Source organism: Nocardia tenerifensis NBRC 101015 (genome assembly GCF_000308715.1).
Taxonomy (GTDB): Bacteria; Actinomycetota; Actinomycetes; order Mycobacteriales; family Mycobacteriaceae; genus Nocardia; species Nocardia tenerifensis.
The window spans coordinates 1-4,764 of the sequence record NZ_BAGH01000510.1; the positions used below are offsets into that span (position 1 = coordinate 1).

Here is a 4,764-nt window from a genome sequence, read left to right on the forward strand (position 1 = left end):
GCTGGATGGCGCGCGCCAGGATGACCGACGAGAGCCTGGTTCAGGCGGCGGCGGAGTTGGCCGACGAGATCGGTTTCGACAACGTGACCGTCCCCGCGCTGGCCCGCAAACTCGGCGTGAAGGACGCCAGCCTCTACTCCCGGCTGACGAGCGCGCGCGACCTGCGGGTGAAGATCGCGGTGCTGGCCCTGGCCGAGATGGCCGACAAGGTCGGCGAGGCGCTGGCCGGGCGCGCGGGCAAGGACGCGCTGGTCGCCTTCGCCAATGCCTACCGCGACTACGCCAAGCAGCACCCCGGCCGCTACGCCGCGGCCCAGCTCGACCTCGATCCCGCGACGGCCGCGGCCAGCGCGGCCATGCGACACTCGGAGATGACCCGCGCACTCCTGCGCGGCTACCACCTCTCCGAGCCCGACCAAACCGACGCGATCCGCCTGTTGGGCGGCACCTTCTACGGTTACGTGACCCTGGAGAACACCGGCCGCTACGACAGCCACCCCCGCGACGTGGCGCAATCCTGGTCCAGGACACTGGACGCCCTCGACGCACTCCTCAGAAATTGGCCTGCGTAGGGCCTGTCAGTCGAGGTGGAGCCGCTGCCAGAACTCGCCGAGCGCGGCGGGATCGTGCTGGATCAGCGCGCGGAAACGGTCGACGAATCGTCGCTCGGCTTCGAGCAATTCGAGCCGATAGTGGTATTCGATGAGGAACACCGGGTCGACGTCGGGTGCCGCGGCGACGACCGAGCGCTGGTGTTCGATCTGCTCCGCGAGCGCCTGCCCGCGCTGCTCGAGCAGGCCGGGCACCTCGGTCGGCGGCAGCACCACGAGCACCGACAGCGCGGCCTCGAACCGGTGATACTCCTTGGCGGGCACCGAGACCAGCTCGCGCATCCGCTCGCGCAGCCTCGCCCGGCCGGACTCGGTGGGCCGGTAGACGGTGCGTTCGGGGCGCTGGCCGGCGCGCTCGGTGCGCAGCGGCTCGAGGTAGCCGGCCCTGGTGAGCTGCTCGACGACCATATAGAGCGAGGCGTGCTTGTACTCGATGCTGCGCTCGGCGTTGCGGCTCTCGAGCAGCTTGCCGAGTTCGTAGGGGTGCATCGGGCGTTCGATGAGATAGGCGAGCACGACCAGGGCGAGCGAGTTGTGCAGCGGATCCCGCCGAGTCGCCACGAGACCCTCCTGCCCGCCGAACCCCTTGATGCGCCAGGCTAACCGATCTCGGCGCGGCGGCGCACCCGCGTGGGCTGGAGCCTGCGCCCGCGCCGCGTCTTACCGCCGGGCTTGTACACCGACAGCAGCACCGCGACCACGAGACTCAGCGTCGAGCCGCCGAAGCCCCAGAGCGCGACGTCGGCCGCCGCGCCGAAGTCGGCGGTGGTCGCGCCCGCGGCGACGGCCCGCTCGGCCCGCTCGGCCGCGTGCTCCAGCTCGCTGTGCAGAAAGCCGAACGCCACGAACAGGATTGCCACCGGGATGGTGAGTTTGACGGCCACCCAGTAGTAGCGGATCAGCCCCCAGCTCGTGGTCATGCCTAGGCCGACACCGGTGAGGAACGTGGCGAAGTTCGTCCACGGCAGCAGCGTGCGGTCGATGACCTCCATCAATTCGTAGACCACCCGAGCGGTCTGGAGATCGGCGGTCGTCATGGCGACCACCGACATCGCGGAGACGGTCAGGCCGGTGCCGACCCAGCAGGCCGAGGCGACGGCGTGCGAGGCGACGAGGGCCTTGCGCGGTTTCGGCCGCAGTTGCCCGGCGAGCAGCGCCAGGATCGGGACGACCAGCCAGGTCGCGAACATGGCGATCAGGTCGCCGATCAGAAACGCTTGCAGCACAGTCCCGACGACCAGCAGCCAGCCCGCGCCGAGCACCAAGGAGCGAGGCGTGGCGGGCCGCGCGGTGAGCACTGCGGCGAGGCCACCGCCGAGCGCGGCGAGCAGCCACCACATCAGCCCGCGCGCCGCTGGCAGAGTCGCCGGAAAGGCGGGCGGCAGCACGGCGGCGAGGACCGCCAGAATCGCGAAGCCGCACACCATGTTTCGCGCGGTGCGCGGCGGCGCTTGTTCGTGGGAGGGTTTCGGCGAGATACGGCTGTGTGCTGCCATCGGACGACTCCCCATGCTCATATAGTCGATATCGACTAAACGAGTATGGAGAGCCGTTCCTCGCCTGCCATCAGGGATGACCCTGAATCGGCCCCCGAGTCCGCCTCCGGTGAATCACCTGCGGCGCAACAGGACTCCGCGCACGAAGGCGGCCTGGCCGGAGTGCTGGATATCGTCGTCGACGACGCTGATCAGCCGGACGCCGAGCGTGACGGGCGGGTCCCAGCGGGTGTCGACGACGCGGGGGAGGTCGGCGTCGGTGAGGCCGGAGACGTAGTCGATGGTCTGCGCGTGCACCGCGTCGTAGTAGCCGAGGAGCAGGTCCGCGGGGACGGCGCCGAGTTGGGCGACCTCGTCCGGGTTGTCGCCGTAGCCGGTCGCGGCGTCGTCGAACGGCAGGCCGAAGCGTTTCGCCCAGCCCGCCGCCGTCCATACCTGCTCCAGGCCGGCGACGTCGGCGATGTGGTCGTCCTGCACGCGGGTCAGATGCCAGATCAGCCAGGCGATGGAGTTGGCGCCCGGCTCCAGCTGAACCCCCAGTTCGTCCTGGGTGAGGCCGGACACGGCGCCGTGCACGTTCTCCTGCACGCGGCCGAAAGCATCGATCAACAAGTCAGCGCTGGTCATGATCGGCTCCAATCGTGGGATGGGCGTTCATTATTCCCCGCCGCAGTGCGCACCGACGGTCACAGTGCCTCAGTACTTTTCGGGCGTTCAGTCACGGGACGGAAGTTCGCAACCGTCCGGACCGCAGACCTCGCCCGCGCCGATCGTCTGGATCGCCGGTTCGCGATCGGCCCAGGCCTGGTCGAGTGCGCGGGCGAACACCTCGGAAGGCTGGGCCCCGGACACACCGTACTTGCGATCGAAGACGAAGAACGGCACGCCGGTCGCGCCCAGGCGCGCCGCCTCGGCCTCGTCCGCCCGCACCTCGTCGGCGTAGGCCTGCGGGTCCGCGAGCACCGTGCGCACCGCCTGTTCGTCGAGCCCGGCGGCGACCGCCACCTCGACGAGCCGCTCGTGGTCGCCGAACAGCGACCGCTCCTCCGCGAAATTCGCCCGATAGAGCGCGTCGAGCAGCGCCTCCTGCTCGTCCTGCGCCAACGCGTAGTGCAGCAGCCGATGCATATCGAACGAGTTGCCGTAGTCGCGACCCTCGGTCCGATACGGCAACCCCATCTCGGCCGCCTGCGCACCGATCCCCCGCTCGTTGGCCGCCGCCTGCGCCTCACTGATGCCGTATTTCCGCGCGATCTTCGCGATCACCGGCCCGGACTCCCCAGCGGGCACCGTCGGATCCAGCTCGAACGACCGATGCACCACCTCGACCTCCCCCGCATGCGCGAACTCCGCCAATGCCTGCCCGAACCGCTCCTTCCCCAGGTAGCAGAACGGACAGTTGATATCGGTCCAGATCTCGACCCGCACGCTAACCCCTCACTCTCGTCGGCAACTCCCCTAGGCAACATGCGAGCTACCGCATCTGTTCCGACGCCGCGCGAAAGATCGGGTGGGCGTCTGGATATGAGTGAGACACCGTGTTACTGTAAATGGGTGTCACATTAATCTGCACTGGATTACGAGGTAGACGTCATGGCTACAAAGTCGGCAACGGCGCCGTCTCGGACCGCGGCGCGCAGCGCCTATGCGGGCATCCTGACGACGCTCTCCGAGGGGTCGGTGAACAAGCACTTCGATCCGTACACCGAGATCGATTGGGACGCACCGGAATGGGCGGTGGTGCCGAACGACCCGCGGTGGATCCTGCCCGCGGACACCGATCCGCTCGGCGCGCACCCGTGGTATCTCGCATTGCCGGAGTCGCGCAAGATCGAGATCGGCATGTGGCGGCAGGCCAATATCGCGAAGGTCGGCCTGCAGTTCGAGGAGGTGCTGATCGGCGGGGTGATGAACTACCTGTTCGCCGTGGTGCCCAACGGATCCGCGGAGTTCCGGTACCTCAATCACGAGGTCGCCGAGGAGGTCAACCACACCCTGATGTTCCAGGAGATGGTGAACCGGATCGGCGCGGACGTGCCGGGCATGAGCAAGTTCATGAAGGCGGTCGGCCCGCTGGTCCCGCTGCTCGGCCGGTACTTCCCGACGACGTTCTTCGTCGCCGTCCTCGCGGGCGAGGAGCCCATCGACCACGTGCAGAAGCAGGTGCTGCGCGCGGGGGAGGACGTGCACCCGATCATGCGCGACGTGATGCGCATTCACATCGCCGAGGAGGCGCGCCACATCGCCTTCGCGCACGAGTACCTGCGCCATCGCGTGCCGAAGCTGGGTCGCGCGCAGCGCGGGACGCTGTCGCTGGCCTATCCGCTCATCATGTTCATCGCCTGCGACCTGATCGTGAAGCCGCCGCGCTCGCTGTTCCGCGAGTTCGACATTCCGCTCAGCATTCGCCGGGAGTTGTTCTGGCGCAGCCCCGAAGCCCGCGCCCGGCGCCGCGACTTCTTCGGCGAGGCCCGCATGCTCGCGGCCGACATCGGCCTGATGAACCCGGCGGCGAAGCTGGCCTGGCGGCTGCTGCGGATCGACGGCCCGAGGTCGCGGTATCGCGGCGAGCCGGTGCGCAGCCGCGCCTGACTCGGCCGGCAACCGGCGCTCACCGCCATGAGCGCCGGTTGCCGGGCATACCGGTGTGACCGTGC

6 protein-coding genes are annotated in these 4,764 nt (G+C 68.8%); 2 read left to right on the forward strand and 4 right to left on the reverse strand.

The window, feature by feature from the left end:
* A partial coding sequence (locus ON39_RS34710) for a TetR/AcrR family transcriptional regulator (protein ID WP_306307556.1) occupies positions 1–572 on the forward strand: 572 nt, incomplete at its 5' end.
* Positions 573–578: 6 nt separating this feature from the next.
* Here ON39_RS34710 and ON39_RS34715 read toward each other — a convergent pair.
* The 4 genes from ON39_RS34715 to ON39_RS34730 form a co-directional block, all read right to left on the reverse strand.
* Positions 579–1,172, reverse strand: coding sequence for a PadR family transcriptional regulator (locus ON39_RS34715; protein ID WP_040740540.1), 594 nt, complete (start codon positions 1,170–1,172; stop codon positions 579–581).
* Positions 1,173–1,210: 38 nt separating this feature from the next.
* Positions 1,211–2,107 (reverse strand): hypothetical protein, encoded by an 897-nt coding sequence (locus tag ON39_RS34720; protein ID WP_040740541.1) that lies wholly within the window; start codon positions 2,105–2,107, stop codon positions 1,211–1,213.
* A gap of 114 nt (positions 2,108–2,221) precedes the next feature.
* Positions 2,222–2,734, reverse strand: coding sequence for a mycothiol transferase (locus ON39_RS34725; RefSeq protein ID WP_040740542.1), 513 nt, complete (start codon positions 2,732–2,734; stop codon positions 2,222–2,224).
* An 87-nt stretch (positions 2,735–2,821) separates the two neighbouring features.
* A complete protein-coding gene (locus ON39_RS34730) occupies positions 2,822–3,535 on the reverse strand; it encodes a DsbA family oxidoreductase (protein WP_040740543.1) in 714 nt (237 codons plus the stop codon).
* Between the two features lie 165 nt (positions 3,536–3,700).
* Here ON39_RS34730 and ON39_RS34735 point away from each other — a divergent pair, with 165 nt between their 5' ends.
* Positions 3,701–4,699: an AurF N-oxygenase family protein gene (locus ON39_RS34735; RefSeq protein WP_174412605.1), complete on the forward strand. Its 999-nt coding sequence runs from the start codon at positions 3,701–3,703 to the stop codon at positions 4,697–4,699.
* The last annotated feature ends 65 nt before the right edge of the window (positions 4,700–4,764 follow it).